Annotated in this window: 24 protein-coding genes; 7 read left to right on the top strand and 17 right to left on the bottom strand. The window is 42.2% G+C overall.

Features of this window, described 5'->3' with window-relative positions; translation table 11 throughout:
* Positions 1-503: 503 nt before the first annotated feature.
* Together pssA and CXF60_RS14310 are read right to left on the bottom strand one after the other, a co-directional pair.
* The gene (gene pssA / locus CXF60_RS14315; protein ID WP_228707157.1) at positions 504-1418 is read right to left on the bottom strand and encodes a CDP-diacylglycerol--serine O-phosphatidyltransferase; all 915 of its coding nucleotides are present in this window, start codon (positions 1416-1418) and stop codon (positions 504-506) included.
* Between the two features lie 26 nt (positions 1419-1444).
* Positions 1445-2332 carry a 23S rRNA (adenine(2030)-N(6))-methyltransferase RlmJ gene (locus tag CXF60_RS14310; protein ID WP_057758888.1) on the bottom strand — a complete coding sequence of 296 codons (888 nt, stop codon included), beginning with the start codon at positions 2330-2332 and terminating at the stop codon, positions 1445-1447.
* A gap of 141 nt (positions 2333-2473) precedes the next feature.
* On the opposite strand from CXF60_RS14310, the gene CXF60_RS14305 reads away from it, so the two are divergent.
* Both CXF60_RS14305 and dapE read left to right on the top strand, forming a co-directional pair.
* A complete protein-coding gene (locus CXF60_RS14305) occupies positions 2474-3229 on the top strand; it encodes a 2OG-Fe(II) oxygenase (protein ID WP_102092436.1) in 756 nt (251 codons plus the stop codon).
* Between the two features lie 62 nt (positions 3230-3291).
* Complete coding sequence (gene dapE, locus CXF60_RS14300; protein ID WP_102092435.1) at positions 3292-4509, top strand: succinyl-diaminopimelate desuccinylase; 1218 nt, start codon at positions 3292-3294, stop codon at positions 4507-4509.
* 141 nt (positions 4510-4650) lie between these two features.
* Here the strand turns inward: dapE and CXF60_RS14295 are convergent, their stop codons facing one another.
* From CXF60_RS14295 to CXF60_RS14270, 6 genes are all read right to left on the bottom strand, one after another.
* The gene (locus CXF60_RS14295) at positions 4651-5154 is read right to left on the bottom strand and encodes a GyrI-like domain-containing protein (protein ID WP_102092434.1); all 504 of its coding nucleotides are present in this window, start codon (positions 5152-5154) and stop codon (positions 4651-4653) included.
* Between the two features lie 65 nt (positions 5155-5219).
* Positions 5220-5429: a Fe-S cluster assembly protein IscX gene (gene iscX / locus CXF60_RS14290; RefSeq protein ID WP_021812734.1), complete on the bottom strand. Its 210-nt coding sequence runs from the start codon at positions 5427-5429 to the stop codon at positions 5220-5222.
* A 176-nt stretch (positions 5430-5605) separates the two neighbouring features.
* Complete coding sequence (locus CXF60_RS14285; RefSeq protein WP_102092433.1) at positions 5606-6142, bottom strand: acyl-CoA thioesterase; 537 nt, start codon at positions 6140-6142, stop codon at positions 5606-5608.
* A gap of 279 nt (positions 6143-6421) precedes the next feature.
* A complete protein-coding gene (locus CXF60_RS14280; RefSeq protein WP_102092432.1) occupies positions 6422-7822 on the bottom strand; it encodes an NAD(P)(+) transhydrogenase (Re/Si-specific) subunit beta in 1401 nt (466 codons plus the stop codon).
* Positions 7819-8154 carry a proton-translocating transhydrogenase family protein gene (locus CXF60_RS14275; RefSeq protein ID WP_219621845.1) on the bottom strand — a complete coding sequence of 112 codons (336 nt, stop codon included), beginning with the start codon at positions 8152-8154 and terminating at the stop codon, positions 7819-7821. Before CXF60_RS14275 ends, CXF60_RS14280 begins: the two co-directional genes overlap by 4 nt.
* A gap of 115 nt (positions 8155-8269) precedes the next feature.
* Positions 8270-9421, bottom strand: a complete 1152-nt coding sequence (locus CXF60_RS14270; protein WP_102092430.1) for a Re/Si-specific NAD(P)(+) transhydrogenase subunit alpha — start codon at positions 9419-9421, stop codon at positions 8270-8272.
* Between the two features lie 497 nt (positions 9422-9918).
* Here CXF60_RS14270 and yaaA point away from each other — a divergent pair, with 497 nt between their 5' ends.
* Positions 9919-10731: a peroxide stress protein YaaA gene (gene yaaA / locus CXF60_RS14265; protein WP_102092429.1), complete on the top strand. Its 813-nt coding sequence runs from the start codon at positions 9919-9921 to the stop codon at positions 10729-10731.
* Positions 10732-10825: 94 nt separating this feature from the next.
* Here yaaA and CXF60_RS14260 read toward each other — a convergent pair whose 3' ends face one another.
* The 4 genes from CXF60_RS14260 to CXF60_RS14245 all read right to left on the bottom strand — a co-directional run bounded on the left by CXF60_RS14260 (position 10826) and on the right by CXF60_RS14245 (position 15740).
* Positions 10826-12439 (bottom strand): glucosamine inositolphosphorylceramide transferase family protein, encoded by a 1614-nt coding sequence (locus CXF60_RS14260; protein ID WP_102092428.1) that lies wholly within the window; start codon positions 12437-12439, stop codon positions 10826-10828.
* A gap of 492 nt (positions 12440-12931) precedes the next feature.
* Entirely contained in the window at positions 12932-13600 is a 669-nt protein-coding gene (locus tag CXF60_RS14255) for a glutathione S-transferase family protein (protein ID WP_102092427.1), read from the bottom strand.
* A 25-nt stretch (positions 13601-13625) separates the two neighbouring features.
* On the bottom strand, positions 13626-14804 hold the full coding sequence (locus tag CXF60_RS14250; protein ID WP_219621843.1) for an aromatic amino acid transaminase: 1179 nt from the start codon (positions 14802-14804) through the stop codon (positions 13626-13628).
* 18 nt (positions 14805-14822) lie between these two features.
* On the bottom strand, positions 14823-15740 hold the full coding sequence (locus CXF60_RS14245; RefSeq protein ID WP_228707156.1) for a DMT family transporter: 918 nt from the start codon (positions 15738-15740) through the stop codon (positions 14823-14825).
* Between the two features lie 147 nt (positions 15741-15887).
* Between CXF60_RS14245 and CXF60_RS14240 the strand changes: the two genes are divergently transcribed.
* On the top strand, positions 15888-16343 hold the full coding sequence (locus tag CXF60_RS14240; RefSeq protein WP_057758867.1) for an Lrp/AsnC family transcriptional regulator: 456 nt from the start codon (positions 15888-15890) through the stop codon (positions 16341-16343).
* Between the two features lie 155 nt (positions 16344-16498).
* Here the strand turns inward: CXF60_RS14240 and CXF60_RS14235 are convergent, their stop codons facing one another.
* From CXF60_RS14235 to groES, 3 genes are all read right to left on the bottom strand, one after another.
* Positions 16499-17398 carry an HNH endonuclease gene (locus CXF60_RS14235; RefSeq protein ID WP_102092426.1) on the bottom strand — a complete coding sequence of 300 codons (900 nt, stop codon included), beginning with the start codon at positions 17396-17398 and terminating at the stop codon, positions 16499-16501.
* Positions 17399-17602: 204 nt separating this feature from the next.
* Positions 17603-19252, bottom strand: coding sequence for a chaperonin GroEL (gene groL / locus CXF60_RS14230; RefSeq protein ID WP_101204842.1), 1650 nt, complete (start codon positions 19250-19252; stop codon positions 17603-17605).
* Between the two features lie 123 nt (positions 19253-19375).
* Positions 19376-19666 (bottom strand): co-chaperone GroES, encoded by a 291-nt coding sequence (gene groES / locus CXF60_RS14225; RefSeq protein WP_057758860.1) that lies wholly within the window; start codon positions 19664-19666, stop codon positions 19376-19378.
* A gap of 479 nt (positions 19667-20145) precedes the next feature.
* Between groES and CXF60_RS14220 the strand changes: the two genes are divergently transcribed.
* On the top strand, positions 20146-20925 hold the full coding sequence (locus CXF60_RS14220) for a DUF3108 domain-containing protein (RefSeq protein ID WP_102092425.1): 780 nt from the start codon (positions 20146-20148) through the stop codon (positions 20923-20925).
* Positions 20926-21035: 110 nt separating this feature from the next.
* Here the strand turns inward: CXF60_RS14220 and CXF60_RS14215 are convergent, their stop codons facing one another.
* Together CXF60_RS14215 and wrbA are read right to left on the bottom strand one after the other, a co-directional pair.
* The gene (locus tag CXF60_RS14215) at positions 21036-21485 is read right to left on the bottom strand and encodes a hypothetical protein (RefSeq protein WP_102092424.1); all 450 of its coding nucleotides are present in this window, start codon (positions 21483-21485) and stop codon (positions 21036-21038) included.
* A 154-nt stretch (positions 21486-21639) separates the two neighbouring features.
* Complete coding sequence (gene wrbA, locus CXF60_RS14210) at positions 21640-22257, bottom strand: NAD(P)H:quinone oxidoreductase (RefSeq protein WP_102092423.1); 618 nt, start codon at positions 22255-22257, stop codon at positions 21640-21642.
* A gap of 256 nt (positions 22258-22513) precedes the next feature.
* Here wrbA and CXF60_RS14205 point away from each other — a divergent pair, with 256 nt between their 5' ends.
* Together CXF60_RS14205 and CXF60_RS14200 are read left to right on the top strand one after the other, a co-directional pair.
* The gene (locus CXF60_RS14205) at positions 22514-24097 is read left to right on the top strand and encodes a YihY/virulence factor BrkB family protein (protein ID WP_102092422.1); all 1584 of its coding nucleotides are present in this window, start codon (positions 22514-22516) and stop codon (positions 24095-24097) included.
* Positions 24090-25706 carry a DUF2254 domain-containing protein gene (locus CXF60_RS14200; RefSeq protein ID WP_228707155.1) on the top strand — a complete coding sequence of 539 codons (1617 nt, stop codon included), beginning with the start codon at positions 24090-24092 and terminating at the stop codon, positions 25704-25706. The genes CXF60_RS14205 and CXF60_RS14200 overlap by 8 nt, the downstream gene beginning before the upstream one ends.
* Positions 25707-25723 lie beyond the last annotated feature (17 nt).

Raw genomic sequence — 25723 nt, 5'->3', positions numbered from 1 at the left:
CAAGTCAGCCAATGTGGCTTATCCTATTTAGCGAGCTGACCATCATATCATGTTTTAATAGTCTGTCAACTTCTTTTTTTAATTTGTTTCAACAAGTTAACTGGGTTATTAATGTGCAATCTACACACTAGCTACTTCCAGCTCGTCTTGATGAGGTGCGTATTATAGACGCTATATTTATTTAGTCAAGAAGTATTTTCTATTTAATTTAAACAATCTACATCGTCCAAATTAGTAAACCACTTCCCTTTCGACTGGGTGGCATTATACGGAGTTTTAGATAGAAAACAAGGAAACTCTAGAAATAATCTCGGTTATTTTATATCAGCGATACTCTATTTACCTAACCTATTGTTATCGCTATCAAACTTTAAATACTGTCTTTTATATCTACAGATTTAGCTTTTTTATAGTGATTAACGTATTTCAGCAGTATATATAGCGCGTAAAAAAAGGAACTCACCTGACGGTAAGTTCCTTTTTGTAGAATCCAAATACAGCGTTTAACCTTTCACTTTCGTTTTAATCGTAGTCACGATACCTGATAACGCGTAGATAATGCCGATCGCTAAGATACCAACAGGAATATCATAGAGCACGATGCTCATGACTAGCACCCCAATGATAAGCACTACAAAAGGTACTTTCTTTTTATCAAACTCTTTAAAGCTATAGTATTTGACATTGCTGACCATCAGTAGACCACAAATCACTACCCAAGCTGCAAACAATAGCATGACAGCTGTATCGTATTGACCAATCCACTCGTTATGATCGACTGCGACCATCACAGCGGACGTTACCAATATAGCAGCCAGCGGACTTGCCAAGCCAACAAAGTACTTTTTATCGACGATGCCGACTTGAACATTAAAGCGTGCAAGGCGAAAAGCAGCACAAGCGGTAAAGACAAACGCACAGCCAATGCCGATACGACCCAATGGCTCTAAAGCGAAGCTATAAATCAAAATAGCAGGGGCAACACCAAACGCTAGCATATCTGCTAAAGAGTCGTATTGCTCACCAAATGGACTTTGCGCATTGAGCATACGTGCGACACGTCCATCTGCGCCATCAAGAATAGCGGATAAAAAGATAGCCAAAGCTGCCTTATAGAACTCGCCTTGGGTACTCGCCAAAATCGAGTAAAAGCCTGACAGTAGCGACAAGGTAGTGATCAGATTGGGTGCCAAATAAACACCGCGACTAACTACTCGCTTACCTTCGGCTACTTCAGCTTCAATCACCTCAAATGTCAAACCATCATAGCTGTCGTTATTCGCTAGGCGAATATTAAATTCGTGCTCATCAATAAATGGTGGCTGAGTCGCTGCATTATCTTGCAGCGAGCCGTCGTTTAGCGATGAATTGTTCAAAGGTGCATTATTCGGCTGGCCGATAGGTGGCTGAGTCGTCATCTTAATATCCTTATTGGCCGTTATTGCTATTCGCCGACGAGCCAGCGCACATTGGTCGCACTATCAGGCGTCAAGTTTGGCGCGTCTTCTACTTTTAGTACTGGCTGTAAGAAACGTAATATCTCACGTGCATGGTTATCAAACTGCCATGGCGGATTGATAACCAGTAGACCTGTACCGTTCAGACCAACTGCAACATCATTAGGATAAATGTTTAGCTCACAAACCAGCTGACGTCTCATTTCAGTACGTTTAAGCTTTTTGTAGAAGAGCTCTACGGCTTCGATATTTTTGATTGGGAACCAAAGCGCATAAGTTCCTTGTGGCCACTTGTTATAAGCCGCGACTAATAAATCGATCAGGCGCGTAAAGTCTTTATGCTCTTGCTCATAAGGGGGATCAAGGAAAATCAAACCGCGCTTTTCTTTTGGTGGAATAACAGCGGTGATACCTTCAAAAGCATCACGATGCTGAATACCAATTGGCAACTTATGTAGCTGATAGTTCAACGCATCGTATTCAGTCGCTTTGGCTTCAAAAGCCTCAGCACGCACGCCAGCATCAGGCTTTTTAGCTGCGGTTTTTTCGACGTGATGGGCTACCCACCATGGCGAACCAGGGTAGACTTTATTGTCGTAAGTGAATTTGGCTTGCTTAATGCCTTCCATATAATCTTTGACAGCAGCTGGCGCCTTTTCGGTATCTGCTTTTAGAAAAGCTTGAATACCGCCTTTGGCCTCACCTGTTTTGCGCGCTTCTTCACTGCTTAGTGAATACAGTCCACGACCGCCATAAGCGTCAAGCACATAAAAAGGTTTGTTTTTCTGCCCCAGTTGATTAAGCAGTTGTACCAATAAAATGTGTTTAACCACATCAGCAAAGTTACCAGCGTGGTAGGCGTGTTTATAGTTCATAATCTCAAAAGTTTAAATAAGAAAAATTGCATCTATGGTAGCATAGGCAGAGTAAAAGATAATGTGGTTTTAGTAAGTGCTTTCAATAAAAACGTATTGAATGACGGTATATTGACAGCTGATTGATAATAATGAGATGAAATGACGCAGATTATTAGCAACCTTAACAAGACAGCGTTGGTCATTGATCATCCGATAGGTCAGGATAATCCACCATTACTGCTGCCAGATACTCATAATGTTAGCCAAGAAACTCCTACTCAGCACGTATTGCAAATGTCTGACTTTGCAGTGGACTGGGAAGATAAGCTGACGGATAAACAGCTCGATACCTTTGTCACTGACGGCTGGCTCATTATTGATGATGTATTCAATAGTACTGCCTTATTAGCATTACAAGCAGAAAGCGGTTTTATTGACTATCGTGATGCAGAGCTGACCGCTGGTGTTCGCATCAGTGATATTCGCGGTGATAGAATACGCTGGATTACCGAAGACTTTTTTGCAGGTTATTACTATCTACAAAGCATTAATGCTTTGGCCTCGCTATTCAATCGTAGTTTATTTGCTGGTATTCGCCATAGCGAAGCGCATTATGCGTGCTATCCGACTGGCTTTGGCTATCAATGGCACAGTGACAACCCTACTGGACGTGATGAACGGGTGATCTCGGCAGTGTTTTATCTTAATGATAATTGGGAAGCAACCGATGGCGGTGCACTAGAGGTCGTTGACAAACATGGCACGCACCATGAAGTGATGCCAGTTGCCAATAGACTGATCATTTTCGACAGTGATTTACGTCATCAAGTACAAACTGCGCATCGCCAACGCTACTCTATCGCCACTTGGATGCGCCGAGATGGTTTAATACCTTTTGTTGAAGTAGCCATTTAGCATTTATCCTCTACTCTTTATTTATATTTACCATTTTAATTTATTATACAAAAGGCTTATCCATGTCTGACTCTCATAACCAATCAAGCGCATCTCAACACACAACTCATCAGCAAGAAACCTTAGATTTAAGTATTGCACTGTTAGAGCGCCCTTCAGTAACGCCCGATGACGATGGTTGCCAAGATATGTTGTCAGCACGGTTAGAACAAGCAGGCTTTGATTGCGAATTTATGTATTTTGGTGATAGAAAACAAAGCGGTGAACATGCTGAAGTCAAAAACTTGTGGGCACGCCGCGGTACTAGCGATCCAGTGATTTGTTTTGCTGGTCATACTGACGTCGTGCCAACGGGTGATGAGAAAAACTGGACATACCCTCCATTTACCCCAACTATCGCTGATGGGTATTTATGGGCACGCGGTGCCGCCGATATGAAAACGGGTATTGCAGCTTTTACTGTTGCAGCCGAACGTTTCGTCGCCAATCATCCCGAACATAATGGCTCTATTGCTTTTTTAATCACCTCAGATGAAGAAGGCCCGTCAATTAATGGTACGGTCAAAGTGATTGAGACTCTAGAAGCGCGTCAAGAAAAAATCACTTATTGTCTCGTTGGTGAGCCATCAAGTACTGATACGTTAGGCGATATCATCAAAAATGGGCGTCGTGGCTCACTAGGTGCAGAGCTTACCGTTACAGGTAAACAAGGCCATGTCGCCTATCCACATCTGGCATCTAATCCAATTCATGCGGCGATGTCTGCCCTTGCTGAATTGACTTCTACCGCATGGGACAACGGCAACGACTACTTCCCAGCCACATCATTACAAATATCGAATATCAACGGCGGCACTGGCGCAACCAATGTCATTCCTGAAACGCTAAACGTGGTTTTTAACTTCCGTTTCTCAACTGAAACGACTGAAGATGAACTAAAGGCAAAAACGCATGCTATCTTTGATAAGCACTTTGCCAACAGTAAAGCGAGCTACGATATTCATTGGAAGTTATCTGGTCAGCCGTTTTTGACCCCTGAAGGAAAACTGGTTTCGGCCTGTCAAAATGCCATCAAAAAAGTGACCGATGTCGATACCACCCTATCGACTTCTGGTGGTACCTCCGATGGACGCTTTATCGCGCCAACTGGTGCCCAAGTCGTTGAACTGGGTGTACGTAATGCAACGATTCACCAAGTAGATGAAAAAGTAGAAGTCGATGATCTAGGAAAGCTTGCGCGGATTTACGAAGGCATTTTGGAAAATTTATTGTTGGACTGATTGTAATGTTAGTTGCACCTATCTAATTGATTATATCTATCCAAAGAAAAAGCGCTACCTAATTTAGGTTAGCGCTTTTTTTGTCATTGTTTTATCGACAATGAATTGAGTGGCTTAAATTACTTAAGCCACTTACTAGATCTACTCGATACCAATATAGACATCAACTTGACCGTATTCTAAGTTACCACCGATATAATGCTCAAAGTCTACATTGAACGTTCGGGTATGCTCGCAATCGGGCGCATTGAAATATTCCCAAGCACTTTCCCATGCATTCATCACAGTGTTAGGCATATAACCTTCTTCAGAAAATACCAAGTACTTTCCTGCAGGAATATCAACCGTCACTACATTACTAGCATTGGCCACATTGTCGCTTTCTGACTGAGCATCTTGCTCGCTAGCTACTTTCCAACTGGCCACAACGTCAAACGCCCCTGCCAGATCATCGCTTTCGTAGTTGTGATAGACACCATAAATGTCTTCACCTTCAGGAAGTTCACCCGCGTGATTTTGATAAAATTTCTGCCATAATCTACCAAGTTTGGCAGTGTCATGGCTTATCTCAGCGTTATTGGTAGTACGAACGCTGATACCGCTACAAGCTATCGCTTCTGGTAGCTCTTTAATTTGTGAGGTCATGATGCGGCCTTTTTTATCTGTTTATTTAGTTTTCTGTTTGTAGCAATGCTGGCAGATCGAATCGATTAATCGGCTTCATCAATCCAGTTCATTTGAATGGCTTCTAGGATGCCTTCATTTGATTTTTGTGGATCATCATCAAAGCCTTCAAGTTCAGTGACCCAGCGATGCAAATCAGTAAAGCGAATGTACTGTGGATCTGTTTCTGGAAATTTTTCATAAAGCTCAATCGCGATATCTAAGCTGTCTGTCCATTTTAATTTTTGTGGGGTCATAACGGTACCTTATTTTTAGTCGTTTTGAGAATCATCGTCTTAAAAGTAATGCCATCGTCCTAATACTGACGACTTGATGGGCTCTATCCTACCAAAATTCAGCAAATGATTATAGCCAAGTTATTTTACGATGCTGTTTTTCAATACTGGGTTTCAATAATGGTTTGCGATATGGCTTAGACTGATTTAGTCGATTTTACCGCGACTTGGTGCTCATTCCATGTGTTAATCGTATCTGTCAATTGCTCGCCCATCATGTCTAATACTTCTGGTGTGCGCATACCTTTACTATCTGTAAAAACAAACTTGGTCATCCCAACGCCCATCAGCTGATTTTTAACAAAGAACCGATGTTCAAAATACACGTATTTATGATCCCATCCTGCGACTGCACTGCTAAGCGTCATTTTATCCAAAAATTTAATTTGCTTAAGGTAAATCATCTCCTGCATGGCAATCACCCAATTCAACGGTTTAATGCCTTTTTGGTGACAGCACGCCTTTACCCAGCGTGTGACGTTTAGCTCGATAAATGATAAATAACGATAATTGGGCAGATGATCGCGAAATCCCATATCGTGGGGCAAAATTCGATAATGACGGACGGTCGGTGCAGTCAATGTCTCTAGACTGATAGTTTCGCTCGTCGATTGATGCTTGAGCTGTTGTTTAAGTAAGCTGACCATAATAAAAAAACGCAGTAACATGTTCATAAATCTTTCTCTTATTTCATCGTATTTATAATTGGTAATCGTAAATCGTTAAAGCAGTTCAAATTAGCTAAAAAATTAATCAGGCGCATACCGTATAGTGAGTACATAAAGCGCAGTTAATATTGTGATCATTAAAAACTGACCGTAATTGGAAATAATCTCAATCCATAGTCGGCTCATAAATGTCGCCCACTTTAACGCAAAAAAAGCCACCTCAGTGACTTTCTTTATCTAAAAACTTATCTGTGCATAACAAGGATTAAAAACATAGCTTAGAGATTAATGACCGCCGCCATTGATAGTACGTACCATCTCTTCCACCATTTTCTTGGCATCACCAAAGATCATCATGGTTTTGTCCATGTAGAATAAGCTGTTATCCAGACCAGCATAACCGGTACTCATTGAACGCTTGATGACCATGACCGTCTGGGCTTTGCTGACTTCTAGAATCGGCATACCAAAGATTGGAGAAGTAGGATCATCTTTCGCAGATGGATTCACAACGTCATTTGCACCGATAACCAAGACCACATCTGTACTCGCGAAATCTGAGTTAATCTCGTCCATTTCTAAAATATCATCATAAGGGACATCAGCTTCAGCCAATAGGACGTTCATATGGCCTGGCATACGACCCGCAACTGGGTGGATAGCAAAACGAACGTTAACACCTTCTTCTTTTAACAACTCATATAGCTCTTTTACTGCATTCTGTGCGCGGCCCTGTGCCATACCATAACCTGGTACAATGACCACGCTACTAGCATTAGACATGAGAAATCCTGCGTCTTCTGCTGAGCCTGCTTTGTAGTTCTTCGGTGCTCCATCATCGCCGCCTGCTGCCACCGCTGATGTGCCCATGCCACCAAACAAGACATTAAGTAGTGAGCGGTTCATGGCTTTACACATGATGTAAGACAAGATCGCACCTGATGAACCGACCAGCGAACCTGCGATAATCAGCATCGAGTTGCCAAGGGTGAAACCAATACCTGCTGCTGCCCAACCTGAGAATGAGTTCAATAGTGATACAACTACTGGCATATCACCGCCGCCAATTGGCGCAATCCACATCCAACCGAAGATAACTGCAATCACTGCCATCGCGTAAAATGCTGGTAATGAATCAGTGACGAAATACACGCCACCGAACCCAATCATCGCAATGAATAGTAGCGCTTGGACCGGTTTTACCCAGCCCCCAACCAATGTTTTCGCCCAGCTTTTCGCTGCTAATTTACCAAAGGCAAAGACTGAGGCTGAGAACGTAATTGCACCGATGAAGCAACCGATAAATAGCTCGATGCGGGCAACGGCGCCATGCTGCTGTTCAGTGTGCAATACCGTCGCAAGTGCAATCGCAACCGCTGCCAAACCGACGAATGAATGCATTAAAGCAACCGTTTCTGGCATTTGGGTCATTGCGACTGTTTTTGCTTTCCACATACCAACAAGGGCACCCAACACCATCGCACCGATTATCAACCAAAGCACAGGGCCTTCTGCTAAAAAGAAGGTAGTCACAACGGCAATTGCCATCGCTGCCATACCAAAACGGTTACCGCGAATCGCTGTCTTTGGGCTAGACAAACCACGTAACGTTAAAACAAAGAGGATAGCGCCGACTAGATAGAACCAATCTGCATTTGCCGCAATCATTGTTGAGAAATCATTCATGCGTCACCTCCATTTTCTGTTGCTACAGGTGCTTTTTTCACTTTCGGCTTAAACATCGCAAGCATACGCTCAGTCACCGCAAAGCCACCGAAGATATTGATACTGGCTAAAAATACCGCGAAGGCACCAAGCAAGCTGGTCGGTGTAAACATTGAACCATCAATCGTGACAGTCTGTAGCATCGCACCCACGATGACGATACTTGATAGAGCGTTGGTTACCGCCATCAATGGCGTATGTAATGCAGGCGTTACGCCCCAAACCACGTAGTATCCGACAAAAATAGCGAGCACAAATACAGTGAAAATCGCTACAAATGGTGTGCTACTCATGGCCGCACCGGCTGGCGCTGCAGCTAAAATAGTGGCAATCATCTAATTCTCCTAAAAATTTATTCATTACTGGCAAATGTGTAGTGACAAAGTATGTGGTAATAGACTGTTCAAACTAACGTTTGGCTAGTCGTACCTGACTGTCATGTGTCACTGCCAGTGCGCCCTGAATCTCGTCTTCCATGTCTACGTTAAGTGCCAAGCTGGCTGATGCGTCATCGCTAGCAGGTGCAATCAATGTCGTAATAAAGTTAACAAGGTTATTGGCATACAAATCTGAAGACTGGGCGGCTAGCATAGATGGAATATTGGCAGCGCCAACGATACGTACGCCGTTGTCTGTCGTGATGGTTTGGTCCGGCACACTGCCTTCGACGTTACCACCAGTACCAGCCGCCATATCGATCAATACTGAACCTGCTTTCATTTTAGCGAGGGTTGCACCATGCACCAGACGCGGAGCATTACGACCAGGAATTTGTGCAGTAGTAATGACGATATCCGCATTGCTCAAGGCTTTGTCCACGACTGCCGCTTGATCTTTGACATACTGCTCGGATGGTGTCCACGCATAACCACCGGTAGACTTGGCTGTTTCAGCTTCCTCTGCACTCATCGGCACATCTAGCCACTTACCACCGAGTGACTCTACTTGCTCGCGAGCGGTCGGACGTAAGTCACTGGCTTCTACCACAGCGCCCAAACGCTTGGCGGTTGCGATGGCTTGTAGACCTGCAACACCAACACCTAGGATAACGACTTTGGCCGGCTTAACGGTACCTGCCGACGTCATAAACATCGGGAAAGGACGTGAATACTCATTGGCCGCGAGCAATACGGCTTTATAACCAGCAAGGTTGGCTTGTGATGACAATACATCCATATTTTGTGCACGTGACAGGGTGCGAGGCAATAACTCCATCGCAAAGACTGTCGCACCTTTGGCTGCATAAGTGTCAAGCTGAGTGTTGCGATACGGGTCAAGCATGCCAATGACGATCTGACCAGACGATAAGCTTTCAGTGGCTTCCGCTGGTAGGTCATTGACGGTGGTAATAATCTTAGACTGGGTGATCACCTCGGTGCGACTACTGGCAATGTCGGCACCCGCAGCCTGATACAACTCATCAGCATAGTATGCTGCTTGGCCTGCACCTGACTGAATGACGACTTCAAACCCAAGTTTACGCAATTTTTTTACTGCGTCTGGGGTTATGGCTACACGGCTCTCGCTCGTGATATCTGCACTGATTACACCGATTTTCATACCGTCTCCTTACTTACGTCCAATGACTATATTTACGTCTCACGACTACCTTTAATACCCTCAACGCACATCTAAAAAGCACAGGGGACAAAACCCATTGATCATGATTAATCCATTACAGCGACCAAAGGTTATCAATTTAATAAATGATAGCTACTTTACCATCATGCCTTTTTATTATAGAGATATCGTTCGTCAAGTTTCATTGTCTAATGATGACCCACAAGTAAAATAAAAATTTAGGTATTTACACCATTGGCATACTTTTTGTTGGTATATTAAAGCCTTTTATTTTTCCGAAAAACGCTTAGCCCTTATAGATACAGGCCTACCTCCATTTATTCTCTAACCCTAAATCTATTTTTTTATTAAAAATATAACGTCAATAAACATAAAATAAGCAAGGTGAAGTCAAGTTCCACCCATGCATACCGTATAATAAGAATACTTGACACTCGAAAAAACCCGTCATCGATTCATTATAATAAGGAATAACTATGTATTTTTTGCTTTCCCCTGCCAAATCCCTGAACGAAACAGACGCTATACCATTGAATTTAGGCAACTACTATAGCCAGCCCGAGCTAATCAAGCGCTCACAAGAATTGATGAAAGTACTGAAGTCAAAAGAGCCTGTTGACCTACAAGAGCTGATGAGCATATCTGACGATTTGGCTCAGCTTAATGCCACGCGCAATCAACAATGGCATTGGAGTGAAGAGCAGCCGTTTACTAACGATGCCTCTGATAATGCCGCCAAGCCTGCAGGCTATTTATTCGATGGTGATGTCTATACTGGGCTTGATATGTATCATATGGACAAAGATACCGCTACTTATGTCAATGAGCATTTAGGCATTTTGTCTGGACTGTATGGAGTACTAAAGCCCTTAGATCTGATTCAGCCATATCGCTTAGAGATGGGCACCAAGCTGAAAAATGAGCGCGGTGACAATCTTTATGAGTTTTGGGACGAGGAAGTGACTAACGTTATCAATGCGCGTATGGCTGACAGCGATAACAAGGTATTAGTGAATTTGGCTTCTAATGAATACTTCAAGGCGGTAAAGAAAAAAGCACTGAAGGCAGATATCATTACACCACGATTTGAAGACGAGAAAAACGGTCAATACAAAGTGATTAGCTTTTATGCCAAAAAAGCCCGTGGACTAATGGTGAAATATGCAGCTGATAATAAGCTGACCAATGCTGAACAGCTAAAGCAGTTTGACTTGGCAGGCTATTACTATTGTGAAGAAGCGTCCGATAATAAGACATGGACGTTTAGACGAGATGCGGCGGATCAGTAGCTTGAGATAATACGAGTCAAAATTATAAAAAACCTATCATAAGCCGAAACTTATCATGGGTTTTTTATTCTCCAACCACTAAATTTTTTAGGTCCTATACTCTAAAGCGCAACTTATCCCTTGAAACATCCAGTACCACTGTTTCATTATAAACATTATAGGTATGGAGACGATCAATGTCAGTCTCCCAATTCGGTTCGATATAACGTACAAAGGTTTCCTTATAAGAGATCGGTGTCAACTCTTCTACTAGGTATAAAGCCACCCTACGCCCATATCTAAGAGTACCATCCTGGGCAGTACGAAAGAGCTGACCGTTTTTTCGGAATAATGCGCCTGCTAATCGCGATCCACGCACGTCAATTTTTAGAGGCGCCGAGGGATGAATGGTCCAATTATCTGCTTGCAGCTTGTCAGACGTATAAATATACAACTCTAAATCCATAGTAAATGCTGAAATTGAACCGTGGGTTGTGAAAAGATACCATAATCCATTATGCTCAATCACGGCGCTATCCACGGCCTGAACGTCTGAAACTAACTCATGAACTTTTTCCCACTTACACGGAAAATCTGTCGCTTTTAATAAGCTAATACAATTGGTTTTTGCAGCCTCTGGAATCATATAGACAGCATCCTCATACTCGAATACATTGGGAAAGCTTAAGTGCGTGCTAATACCCAAATCAGCTTGTCCTGAACCAATAACTTGATGGCTTTCATTCAGCTCTATCCACTCTATTCGACCAACATTCTCTTTGTAATTTAAGCTTTCAAAAAATATGTAACGTCTTGAGTCGTGTTCAATATAAAAAGGATCGGCCCAAAAACATCCCTTTTCAGGCAGTATCTCCATGTATGTTTGTATCGGCTGATCCATAGAACCAATAAAAATACTCCAATTGTTTAGATAAAGACTTTTATAAAACCTTTTTATCATGTAGTTTTTGAGAAAATTCTGCAAATGTCGTACTGCTGTTAACTGTGGAGGCGTTTTATAAAGTGTGTGATCGTTAATTAAATTAATAAAATTCCCACTTTCGACGCCAATTTCATTTTTACGGAAGTACCAATACAGTACTGATGCTGCAACCCCTTTTAACTTGTCCTCAGTCAAATTATAGTCCCAGTAAAACAAAGTGCCATAACCTCTACCTACCACTTTGTGTACATCATGGTCATTACTCAATAGTTGCAGTGTCACGACGCTGTTCTCCCATTGTTCAGCAAACTGCCAATACAACGCAGGCTCACCTCGCTGTATCCTTTCATCACCATAATGAAGTAAGAGAATGCCATGCTTCGTAACACCTAGCGCTTTCCCTATTAAGGTTTGGAAATCCATACTCAGCAGGTAATCTAAATCTGTTGCCTGCAGTCTCTTAATCACTGAGACTTCAATTTCATCAGTGGATTTATTCTGTCTTGGTATTGATGTAATGACAGGCATTTTGCCATTAGGGACTAAATCATGAATAGAATAACGCTTGGTAGTCTTTTTAGCTCGAGAAAGAATAGAAAATAACTTTTGATTGATAGACGGTATAATCTTGGATATATGAGAGGGGTTAGACTGGTGGTCTGCACTTCGTTGGATGGCAATACAAACCTCAACTATACCTTCATCTACTAGAGACTTTAATGGCATAAATTTGTGCCATGCTAATGTTTCATCTTCTACAAATATTCCAAGCCTAATTTTTTTCATCGTGATCACATTAGATGGCACACGATAATTTGCGCATTCTGACCCGCAACACGTGTCCAAACTCCTTTTAATTGAATTATCATTCCACTATATATTCAAATAATAGCATATATAGTAGTACATGTTAAAAGAAACTTACCATTAAATTAGACACAAAAAAGCCCTGCTATCTTTCGATAACAGAATTTATAATAGCCAAATAGACTTTATGACAAAATCATACTTTTAGCGAAACGCTATTCATCGAGAAAGGTGAGAAAATGGTCAATATAAAGTGAAAGGCTGAGCAGCTAAAGCAGTTTGATTTGGCAGGATATTATTACTGTGAAGACGCGTCTGATGATAAGACGTGGACGTTTAGACGAGATGCGGCGCATCAGTAGCTTGATATAAAAACTATATTTACTACAATCGCTAGAAGTCACTAGAAGCATTGTATTCAGTGCTTCTAGTCCAGTCATTTAATATCTTTTAGTTGAACATATGAACAGATTACAACAATCCTTCTTGTGCCATCATTTCTTGTACCGAGGCACGGTTTAGCATGGCTTGATAATGTGTGTTTAAATGTGTCCAATCCTGTGCTCGACTCGCATATCGCTGACTCCAATGAGCAATCATAAATAAATGAAAATCAGCACCACTTAATTTATCGCCTAACAACCATGGACCATTATTTACTAATCCTTTTTCAACAATATCCCAGCAGTGGGTTAGTACATCATTCGCTTTATCTTTCACTTGCTGCAAATTGTGCTCGCCGTTGATGTACTGCTCGGGATGTGCCCAGTGATTGGCAGCTTCTTGTAGGGTAGAAGACATCCAAAACAAATATTGGTAATAAACACCGCGCCTAGGGCATCCTATGTCAGGTGCTAGCCCAGACTCTGAGTGCTGATCTAACACGTACATTAAAATTGCCGCAGACTCATAAATGACCTGCCCCTGATGCACCAACGTAGGTACTTTGCCATTTGGATTAATGGCTAGATACTCAGCTGATTTTTGCATGTTCTTAGACAGGTCTATTTCTATCATTTCATAAGACGCGCCTAACTCCTCAAAGACAGCATGGGTAGCCATATTGGCACCACCCTTATCCCAATATAAAGTATAAATAGTCGTGTCCTTCTTGCTGTGGCGATTGATGGATAAAACCATTGTACTGAGCGATAAAAATTAACCTCTAACGTGAAATAATCGACATGATAGCGTCAGCCAGTTGAGGGATTTCCGTCATTTTCAAACCTGCAATATTGATTCTACCATTTGGCATGCCGTAGATAGCGAACTCATCTTGCAGTATCAGCATTTGATTTTCTGTTAGCGGTAATAGAGAAAACATACCTTTTTGTTGCGAAATATCCAAAAACTCTGCAGGTGCACCTCTATCTTTTAATGCTGCGCACAATGCTTGGCGAATAGTATCTACCCTACTACGGTAGCTGGCCAGCTCGACTAGCCAAGCGTCTGGTTTGTCTAGCAAATAAGATGCCACTGCGGCACCGTGATTGGGCGGCATAGAGTAGTTGGCACGTGTGATGGTTTCTAAGAGTGTCTGTATATCTGCGTGACGCTCATGGTTCGTCGTTACCACAGTGGCAATACCCGTCCGCTCATTGTATAGACCCATATTTTTTGAACAGCTGGCGGCGATAAATGCAAAGTCAGCGTCTTCAATCATTAAACGAAGCCCTGCAGCATCGGTATCAGGATCATCTCCAAAACCTTGATATGCCATATCAATAAACGGGACAATATTTTTCTGTTTACACACATCAGAAAACAGTTGCCACTGCTCTAAAGAAGGATCTATACCCGTAGGATTGTGGCAGCACGCATGCAATAGCAGTACGTCCCCTTCTTTTGCTTTTTCTAGCTCGGCAAAACACGCATCAATGTCTAACTGGCCATTTTTATTTTGCCAAGGATACGTATTAACCGTTAACCCAGCCCCTTCCATCAGCGGACGATGATTGATATAGCCAGGGTCGCTGATCCAAACGGTTGAATATGGAGAGAGCGTGGCGATCAAATCCGCAATGAGTCGCAATGCACCTGATGCCCCAACCGTCTGAATCGTGCATTGGTTTTTTAGACTTGGACTGTCACCCAGTACAAATTTTGCTATTTGTTGATTAAAATTAGCGTTACCCGATAACATACCATAAGCCTTCGAATGAGCTTCATAAGCAAGATGTATTTCTGCATCTTGCACGGTTTTCATCACAGGTGTATTGCCATGCTCATCTCGATAGACACCAACCAATAGATCTATTTTATATTTACGCTGGTCAGCGCGAAACCTACCTAACAATGCCCATAGTGGATCACCATTGATGATAGGCATATTGTTTAACATCATGATACTTCCTTAATTAGTTTATTTCGCTCGATTGGACAAGATGACCCCAATGGTACTGAGTACGATGCCGCATATCATAATGACTGATAGAGACTCATTGAGTATCAGCGTAGCCAGTATAGCGGTTAATCCTGGCGACAAAGAGCCAAGTAATAAGGTACGAATGGAGCCCAGTTGTTTGACCGCATAAGAAAACGCAATGGTTGAAACCACCCCCACACCAAGTCCTTGTACTAGGATAAACGGAAGCGCTTCATCAAAAGATACAGAACCTATATTCGTCTCTACCATACCAGACAGAACCATCACTAATGTCAGAAAGAACGAGGTATAAGAAAGTACGATAGCGATAGCTATTGGATTTAACTTGGTGCTTTTTAACCCCAAGGTATAACCCGCCCAAATCAGGCTTGCCATCAACAATAACCCCACACCGTACAGAAGACTATTAGGCACTGACTGTGCACGCCCGCCAATCATCGTAGCGATACCAAAGAGAATAAGGATTAATGCGGCAAATTTCCTCAATGATATTCGTTGACGATAAAAAATAAAAGACAATATTGCGGCAAAGAAGACTGGCGTACCTGTCAAAATAGTACCAACGTAAGCTGCTGGTACCGTACTTGCACCAAAAGCGGCTAATAAAAGAAAAGGCACGCCACCAAGTAAAACAAACATGATATCTGGCAGTCTTATGTTTTTTACTTCATGCCAACTAGAGAGTACCCAAGGAGTCAATAAGACCAGCGGTACACTGAAGCGAATGAGCATGACATCCGCAATAGTTAGCGACGAGGCACTAACCGCTCGCACAGTCAAAGCAAATCCTGACCAAATCAACAATACGACGCTCATCGCCACATAGCCTTTGGTTAGTGGCGACATTACAAACAAAGGATTTTTGCGCGATGAGGGGTGGAATATCGTATTCATAGTCGTGTCTTATGCTTCTATACAAAGACCAATTATCGATTAAAATACGCGCTTTTATCTTTATTTATTCATTGCAATTTTGCAAATATTTGGTGGATAATGCTAACTAAATCAAAATTATTGGCTTAAAAAGCCAAAAGGTAAATTATGGATAAAATCGATCGCCATATTTTGGAAGTGCTCCAAAAAGAAGCGCGCTTATCTACGGCGGAACTGTCCGAACGTATAGGGCTGTCGCCGTCTCCTTGCGCGCGACGCCTAAAGCGTTTGGAAGACGAAGGCTATATAGAGAACTATCAAGCAAACGTAAATAAAGCCAAAGCGGGTATTGCGATGAGTTTCTTTGTGGAAGTCAGTCTCAACAGCCACCAAGAAGAATCTATCGCAGCCTTCGAACGCGCTCTGTCCAATATGGACGAGGTGATTAATGGACATGTGGTATCGGGTTCTTACGATTATTTACTAGAGGTAGTGAGCCCCAATCTCGATGGTTATGAGCGGTTCACCCGTAAGCTACACAAGCTTGCTAGCGTAAAAGATATACACACTCATCTATCGGTAAGAAAGGTAATCAATAAGACAACTTTACCTATTTTTGTGTGAGATTTTTTTATACCGACTAGCAGTACAATGTCTCGCTCGATAATTCGTGAGTAGCAAAACCCATAGTAAGTTCATTTGGATCTAACTAGATACGGTAAATTAGTGGATAGTAGCAGAGAAGATGTATATCTTATATTCCTTTTCTTGTATCAACCTTAATGATTTTTTAGTTTCTCTTTGAGCTGTTTCAGTGTAAGCGTAGGGTTATGGCGATGAATCATACGATGACAGTTTGAACAAAGTACACAAACATCGTCAGTTGAACTCTTATAGGAATCTTTTCTTTCAGATAAAGGGTTTAAATGATGGCACTCTATGTAATGTTTACCTAACTCTCCATAAGCTTCTTCAAAGTTGAATTTGCAAGCTTGGCATGTATAACCATAAATGTCTTTAGCAGCTTTTACTAACTGAGGATTTCTTGCAAAATAAGATACTTCCCTAAGCTTTCGTTCACCTTCTTCATATTCACTAGAGTAATCAGGGGCATCAATTTGGTACTGTGATACTGACTCACTTATCTTTAATCCATTTATTAAAAAATCAATGTATTTTTTAACATTGCCAAAATTTGATAGTTTATTGTCTGCTTCCTTAACTCTATACACATTACCACTAGGTCTAAAGTTCATCTTATAACCAACATGCTCTTTAAATTGATTCCAAGTGAGTTCAATTTCTTGTGTTTTAAAGAAAAAAACAAAAGGATAATGCCCACTCTCCCAGAGAAAGTTAGACAGTTCTGGCATTGGTTCTCGCCAAAACTCCTTAACTATGCAAAGAACTGGCAAATCTCCTAAACCACTTGTTGTTCTTATTAACAGCATTGCATCATTAATATTCAGATTTTTAACGACACTTTTAGCACCTTCAGGAACACCCCATACGTTGCAGAAACCATCAGGAAACCTCTCTCTTAATCGCTTACTCATTTCATCTTTTAAGTGAGTTGGAGCGTTCTGAAGAATATGCTCTACTGAGATTTCACTGAAAATAGTTCTAGGAAAATCTCTTGCTGAACCTTTCAAGCCAACATCATGGAAAAATAACTGCATATTTACTCCTTTAAAAACTTATTCATAATTATCTATATTTTAAGTCTAGTTTATACAATTATAATAATTTTATTTAAAATAATCGCTCGGTATGAAATTTAAACCTAAAAAACCCCAATAAGCCAATACTTATTGGGGTCTCATTTAGCAGAGTGCTATGAAACGAAAACTATAACACTAAGCCTTATATATGAATGGCATAAATTACATCATGCCGCCCATTCCACCCATACCGCCCATTCCAGCACCGCCGCCCATAGCAGCCATACCATCATCCCCTTGCGGTAAGTCAGTGATCATAACTTCAGTCGTTAGCATTAGACCTGCAACAGACGCTGCGTTCTCTAGCGCTGAACGAGCAACTTTAGCTGGATCAAGGATACCCATCTCTAGCATATCGCCATATTCGCCAGTCGCTGCGTTGTAACCGTAGTTACCACTGCCACTCTTCACTTCGTTAACCACAACTGAAGCTTCTTCGCCAGCGTTGGTTACAATTTGACGTAGTGGTGCTTCCATCGCGCGACGTAGGATGTTCATACCCGCGTTCTGGTCATCGTTGTCACCGCGTAGTTCAGACAATGCATTCATCGCACGAACTAAGGCAACACCGCCGCCAGGTACAACGCCTTCTTCAACCGCTGCACGAGTTGCATGTAGTGCATCGTCAACACGGTCTTTTTTCTCTTTCATTTCAGTTTCAGTTGCTGCGCCGACTTTGATCACTGCTACGCCGCCTGCTAGTTTAGCAACACGCTCTTGTAGCTTTTCTTTGTCATAGTCAGAAGTAGACTCTTCAATTTGACGGTTGATAGACTCAACACGGTTTTCGATGTCAGCTTTGTTGCCAGCGCCATCAACGATAACAGTGTTTTCTTTACCGACAGTCACTTTCTTAGCAGTACCAAGTTGCTCTAGAGTAGCAGTCTCTAGGCTTAGACCAATCTCTTCAGAGATTACAGTACCGCCAGTTAGCGTTGCGATGTCTTCTAGCATTGCTTTACGACGATCGCCGAAACCTGGTGCTTTAACGGCACAAGTTTTCAAGCCGCCACGCATGTTGTTCACAACTAGTGTTGCTAGTGCTTCGTTTTCTACATCTTCAGCAATGATTAGCAACGGCTTGCTCTGCTGCATTACTTGCTCAAGTAATGGCACGATTTCGCGAATGTTGCTGATTTTTTTGTCAACTAGCAAGATATATGGGTTTTCAAATTCAGCAGTCAGGCTGTCTTGCTTATTAGCAAAATACGGGCTGATATAACCACGGTCAAACTGCATACCTTCTACAACTTCTAGGGTATCTTCGAAGCTTGAACCTTCTTCAACAGTGATAACGCCTTGCTTACCTACTTTTTCCATCGCTTGCGAGATCAGCTCACCGATTTTGGTGTCTGAGTTTGCAGAGATAGAACCAACTTGAGCGATTGCTTTGTGATCGTCAGCTGGCGTTGATAGTTTATGGATCTCTTTAACTGCTTCACGTACCGCTTTGTCGATACCGCGTTTAAGATCCATTGGGTTCATGCCAGCAGCCACTGACTTCATGCCTTCTTGCAAGATTGACTGAGCCAATACCGTCGCAGTGGTTGTACCATCACCAGCGACATCGTTAGTGCGACTAGCCACTTCACGTACCAGCTGTGCACCCATGTTTTCAAATTTGTTTTCTAGCTCGATTTCTTTGGCAACGGATACACCATCTTTAGTGATGGTAGGTGCGCCAAATGATTTGTCGATAACAACGTTACGACCTTTAGGGCCTAGTGTTACACGTACTGCGTTTGCTAGAACGTTTACGCCGTCCATCATTTGTTTACGGGCATCAATGCCGAATTTTACGTCTTTTGCCATGTTAAATTACTCCACTATTATAAGTATGAGAATACAATTGATTGATTTGATAGTTGCTTATCAAAAGCGATTATCAGAAACTGCTATCAAAATGTGCTGAGTATAAAATAATACTCAAAAGGACTAGCCTTCTAGCACACCCAATACATCAGACTCTTTCATAATCAATAGTTCTTCACCGTCAACCTTTACGGTTTGACCAGCATATTGACCGAACAAAACTTTGTCGCCAGCTTTTACATCTAACGCACGAGTTTCACCGTTGTCACGAACTTGACCATTACCAACTGCAAGCACTTCACCTTGTGAAGGTTTCTCTTGTGCTGAACCAGGAAGCAAGATACCACCAGCAGTCTTTGTTTCTTCTTCTATACGGCGGACGACAATACGGTCATGTAAAGGACGAATGTTCATCGATATGACTCCAAAAGTTGGTTAATAAAATTAAGGGTTTATTTGAATTAATGGTCTCAATACCAGTATCTATAGGGAACACTGCCAAAAACAACGCTTTATAGATAAGCCTTGAGCTTGTAACAAAAAGTGGGGGCAAGGTGAGTTCGGTTCAAGTGTAAAGCCCAAAAATTTACAAGATTATTTTGCAAAAATTGATCAATCAACATCTCATATCGATGCTTTACGTTTAATAAAGCCGCTATGCTAGTTAGGTAAAGGACAAGAAGTAGGAATATTTAAAGATATTGAAGAGCTGAATTTGTATTTTAACCAATACTAAATTAACTATAGAAACATTTGCTACAAGCTCTACACGAAGCAGTATGACACCACGCTTGAAAATGTAACAGCGTATGACCATTATAGGTCTGGTAAACATAATAAGAACGAACGAAAAATAATTGCTATATCGGCAATAAATTACTGAAGGGGTATCTATGAGTTTTTCATCAATGCACAAAAAGTCATCAGGCGACAATGTTGATAATGCTAATAACGCAAAACGTAGTCCATCTAAATTTTTATCTGCCTTGGTAACAGGCATCAGTATCTCTACCGTTGGAGCTTTGAGTATGACCGCACCTACCCTTGCCAGCGCAAAAACTGTTCAACCATCGACTGCCAATTATAGTTTTACCGTTGAGGACAAATACAAAGGCACAGCAACTCGTACGCTAAGCAAATCTGGTAATACGTGGAAATATAACGTTAAGGCTCGCGTCGCTGGTGTGGCTAGCGCCTCGCAAAACAGCACTTTTATGATTAATGGCAACAATGTCAGTCCTACGCAGGCGAGCACCACTTACAAACTACTTGGCATGGGTCGCACGCATAAACTAGACTTCAACCCAAGCAGCAAAAAAGTCACCAGTAACTATAAGGGCAAGTCGACGACTATGAACATGTCGCAACAAGCCTTTGATGACTTGAGCCTTGAGGTACAGATTCGTCAGGATTTATTGAACGGTAAATTCTCTGGTAACTACTACATGGCGAAAAAAGACAAAATCGAGAAGACGCCATTTAAAAAATCAGGCAGCACTAAGATTACCGTACCAGCGGGTACCTTTGATACAGTACGTGTTGACCGCATCCACGATGACGATAGCCGCTCTACCAGCTTTTGGTTAGCCCCAAGCTTGGACTATATGCCAGTTAAAGTTAGCCAAATTAACGATGGCAAGAAAATGGATTTAGAGTTAACTAAGATTAACTAATCTACTTATCTTGAAAGTTATAAACAAAAAAGCGGTGCTCCAGACGGGGCGCCGCTTTTTTATGGCTTTAGATTAATGGATATAATTTATTAGGCTTCAGATAACTTCAATTATTGGCGAGGTTTCTTCACAACGTTGTTCATCGAAGGCAAACGTTTGAGCAAAATAAATAGCCAAATATTGATAGCAAGCAATAGTAGGAAATCCGCTAAATACACGGCGATTTCTGCCCAACTACTGCCATATATACGAGTAAACAGCACCACACCACTCGCACCCAAATATACCAAAGTAAACATACTGCTTATCAACAATGCATAAGGTGAACGACCGCGCAATATCCATGGCGTCAAAATCAACGCGGGCACTAGCCATAATGCCTGCCAAGCAATACCGCCAACAATATCAGGGCTACTAGGATTAAAGAAACTAATAAAAATAGGCAATCCGAGCAGTCTATAAACTAGCCAAATTAACCACGTCACCTTTAAGCGCTGTGCAATAGGTGCGATAGGCTTAACCGTTTTAAGAGGCTTTGTATTAGAGCGGGTTGTGGCCATTAGATATTTTGATTTCCTAAATGAATAATATACTGCTGAACATGAATAAGTAGCTCTTTGTTATAACCACTTGCTTGTAATCAGGTGGTTATAAACATTCAGTCATAGACTCTGAGACTCAGACGCTTCTAGACAGCAGGTTTATAAAAGTTACTTATAAGCTCCAATTAGCCTGTGCTAATGCAGCCGCCGTAATCGCTAAACGGCGACCCTGCGCAATACCCAAATCTCGCTCGTCAGCAGATATAGGCTGATCATGTGATGCACCGCTGACATGGCTGGCACCATAAGGCGTGCCGCCGCGATGAGTGCGGTTCAATGCTGGCTCTGCATAGGGCACACCTACGATGACCATACCGTGATGCATCAGTGGCAACATCATCGTCAACAATGTCGTTTCTTGGCCGCCATGCATAGAGCCTGTCGCCGTAAATACTGAAGCTGGTTTGTTTTGTAGGTTCCCTGCCAGCCATAGGGTCACGGTATTATCCCAAAAGTACTTCATGGGTGCGGCCATATTACCAAAGTGCGTTGGGCTACCAAGCGCAAGACCGCTACAGTCTTTTAGATCGTCCATTGTACAGTACAAATCACCTTCATCAGGTATCGCAGGCTTGCTTGACGTGGTTTCAGGTGCCACTGTCGGTACCGTACGGATACGCGCGGTCATGCCAGCATCCTCAATACCTTGAGCGATAGCATATGCTAATGTCTTAGTCGTACCGTAATTAGAATAATAAAGCACCAAAACATAAGGGTCGGTCTGACTCATTAGCAAAGCTTCCTTATAAAATCGTTTACCATACTAGCCACCAAAAATGCGGCGAAATATATGACTAACTGGCATTGTAGAATATGTGCACATTATGCCCGAGTCATTCACTGTCATGCAAATAACCATGATTGATAACCTGATTTATATTGTATCTGATGTGCTACGCAGTGCATTTTGACACAATTAAACCGCAGATGATAACCGTTCATCTTTGTTACACTATTGTCACTCTTACTTTTGCTTAATGGTCGACATGGAAAAATTATCTCAAAAACTCCCGTTTTTACAGCAGCGCTGGTTTCAGTTTTTACGGTTTTTGACTCGGCATTTTTTTGAAGATAATTGCCAGCAAAAGGCGGCTTCACTGACGTACACCACTATGCTGTCGATTGTGCCTGTATTGACGGTATTACTGATGATTTTATCATCCGTACCAGCACTCGCATCGGTTAGAGCGCAGATTTATGATGTCATTTATAGCAATTTGTTGCCGCAATCGAGCATGCAAGTTAGTGAGTACATTAATAGCTTTGCCGAAAAGTCATCTAACCTAACCATTATCGGTGCCATGATTTTATTCTTTACGACTATTATGACATTGACCACTATCGAGCGCGCGTTTAACCAGATTTGGCGAGTAGAAGATCGCTCTGGTGGCATCAAAAGCATGCTGCGTTATTGGACTATCGTTACTTTGGGACCATTGGTATTGGGCACCGCTTTTATCGCTTCAAGTACTGTACAGAGTCTGAGTTTTCTTAATCGTCAAATTGCTGGCTACGGTATCGACTGGAGCTTTTGGGTACAAATGGCATCGATTGGTATTACGATGGCGGGTTTTATCGGTATGTACTGGTTTATTCCAAAGGCGCGAGTACCAGCAAAAAATGCAGCCATCGCTGGCGTGTTCGTGGCCATTGTCTTTGAATTAATGAAGCATCTGTTTGGTACAGTGATGGCTAACTTTACTAGCTATGAAGCGATTTACGGCGCTTTTGCTGCCTTGCCTATTTTTCTACTATGGATTTATCTGTCGTGGAATTTGATTTTATTAGGCGTTGAAATCAGCTATACCTTGACGATTTTTGAGACAGAAGAAGTCTACCCTCGTCACCCGTTACTCAGCTTGTTAGATATGTTGAACTTGGTCTATACCCACCACTTAAAAGGTGAAGCCGTTAGCGAACAAGCGCTGCGTAATGTCTTAGGTCGCAAAGAGCTGCCGAAATGGTATACCTATATCAACTACCTGCAAGACAGCAATCTTATTACTATGACAGATGATGATGACTATGTACTCAAAAGAGACCTGAGTAGGATGACGTTATGGGACTTTTATCGTACCTTGCCCTACCCACTTCCTATCAAGGACGAGTTGGATGAGATGAAATTGGAAGGTCAAAAGCCTTGGCTAAGTTTATTGGTCAAACGTTTTGAGAATACTGAAGCGTACGCCAAACAGCAACTGCATCTGCCGCTAAATGCTATCTTTGCCAATAGCGAACCGCGTAAACAATCTACTAGTAAGCATGGCGATGACCGTAAGCTATTTAGAAAAACCTCTGCCGCCACTGAAAACGTACAACGACATGATAATCTAAATAGACATGGTGAGAGTGCTTACAACGGTAATAATCCACATCTAGAAGCCTCATCGCATCTAGAACCGATGGCTTATGACAAAGACAGTGATATTGAATATGACGATCACGACAATGAAGCCATCATACCTCTAGGGACTAGTGATAGTCATACTGAGACAGATATGACCAGACGTATGCACAAAAACGCTATTATTACAGAAGCAGATAACCCTAAGGCTCATCACAGTGAATAAAAATGATGGAGACAGTATCTGGATGCGTACGATCAATGCAGGTCAAAACAGGCTTAAGCAGTTCACTAAGTTGTGGTCAATACAAACGCTGACTGACTTACCTGATCGCCTAAATAATTTGTGGCAATGGCTGATTGGCTCCTATTGGTTTATTCCAACCGCTTGTGTCATTGTCGGTATTTTACTTGCTCCTTTGCTAGTCGCGATTGATCAGCATTTTGATCGTGAAACGGTAAAAGAGATCTCCTTTGCCTTTACTGGTGATGACGAGGCTGCGCGCGCGATTATGACTGCTATCGCTGGTGCGGTATTGGGCGTGGCCGGTACGACATTTTCGATTACAATCGCCGTCCTGTCGATGGCATCCTCACAGTTTGGTCCAAGACTGCTACGTAACTTTTTGACCGACACACCAAATCAGTTTGTCCTTGGCGCTTTTATCGGTACATTCAGCTATAGCTTACTGGTACTAAAGTCTATCCATAAGTCTGACGTGGCTTTTGGTGTGCCGCAATTGGCAGTGACCTTTGCTATTATCATGGCGATTATCTGTGCGCTGCTCTTAGTTTATTTTGTACAGCATATGGTGCATGCTATTCAGGCGTCACACGTCATTCAAAATGCTAGCAACGATGCAATCGCAAACATTTACTATTGGTATAATGATCGATGTGATATTCAACATCAACGCGATGCTGAGCACCATGATATCGAGCAGTTCCAAAACTGGCCTGCTATGCCGATTTATTCACCAAATTCAGGTTATCTACAGCAGATTTATCTTGAGTCATTGATTGCGCTGTCACAAGATTATGGTGGCGTGGTACAGATGCATGTCAACCTCGGTAATTACGTCACTGACAAAAACGTCATTGGTTACTTTTATCAGCGACCTGCATCTCATCCAAATAACCAACAGAAGACAGCGACCCCGCATCTAGCAGTAATACCGCGAGCGCCTGATGGACTATTTTTGCAACGTCTTGCAGGTTGCCTACGACTTGAGCAACGATTGGCGCACTCTAACGACATTGCCTATAGCTTAGGTCAGATGACGGAGATTGCTGTACGCGCGTTATCCCCTGGTATCAATGATCCAAAGACTGCGGTCAATTGCGTCCAATCTCTAACCAGCTGTCTAAGCATTATGATGCGTCGTCAGCCACCAAGCCCTTATCATTTTCACATACCGCAGTCAGACACTAACGATAGCTCTGAAACTACTATCAAACAGAAGCGACTGGCCATATTGGCACTAGTCACTCATATTCCAAAGATTTCTGACTTTATCAATGTATCACTCGGTGAGATACGTCGTTACGCAGCTGCTGACCTAATGGTCTTAAAAGCACTATGTCAGGCAATGGTCAATTTGAACTATGCACAAGTAAACAGCGCACAGCAGCAAACGCTATTACATGAATTGCATCTGATTCAGCGAGCTGGTGAAGAGAATTTAAATTATCAGGAGCTGGTCGATGATTTGGTCGCTATGTGCGAACAAGCCAAGCAATTTATCCTTGATAAGGATGCGCAGCACAAGCATTTTATTTATGTTAGCGAGTTTGAAGCGGATATTCGTCAAGCGTTACAGACACAGTCTAGTTAATGATATGACCAATTAGC

Origin of the sequence: Psychrobacter sp. 4Bb (genome assembly GCF_002836735.1) — a bacterium.
Taxonomy (GTDB): domain Bacteria; phylum Pseudomonadota; class Gammaproteobacteria; order Pseudomonadales; family Moraxellaceae; genus Psychrobacter.
The sequence above is the reverse complement of the archived record's forward strand: the minus strand, read 5'-3'. Positions and strand labels throughout refer to the sequence as shown.